Here is a 301-nt window from a genome sequence, read left to right as displayed (position 1 = left end):
GAGAGGACTCGAACCTCCACGGTGTTGCCACCGCTAGGACCTGAACCTAGTGCGTCTACCAATTCCGCCACCTGGGCCAAGGGGTACAGCAAGCCCGCTATTCTAGCGGGAACGGGCGCCGTGTCAATCGAAAAGTCATACGACTCGTCTACGACAAAAACACGGTCTCCGCATAAAAAGAAAAAGCCACCCGAAGGTGGCTTTTTCAAACATCTGGTGCCCAAGAGAGGACTCGAACCTCCACGGTGTTGCCACCGCTAGGACCTGAACCTAGTGCGTCTACCAATTCCGCCACCTGGGC

Annotated in this window: 1 tRNA gene; it reads right to left on the bottom strand. The window is 56.1% G+C overall.

Features of this window, described 5'->3' with window-relative positions:
• Nucleotides 1-214: 214 nt before the first annotated feature.
• Nucleotides 215-301: transfer RNA gene (locus NCS03_RS14020), tRNA-Leu, on the bottom strand.

The organism is Caballeronia sp. ATUFL_F1_KS4A, from assembly GCF_023630905.1.
Classification (GTDB): Bacteria; Pseudomonadota; Gammaproteobacteria; order Burkholderiales; family Burkholderiaceae; genus Caballeronia; species Caballeronia zhejiangensis.
Note: the sequence above shows the minus strand (reverse complement) of the source record. Positions and strands in the feature narration are given on the sequence as shown.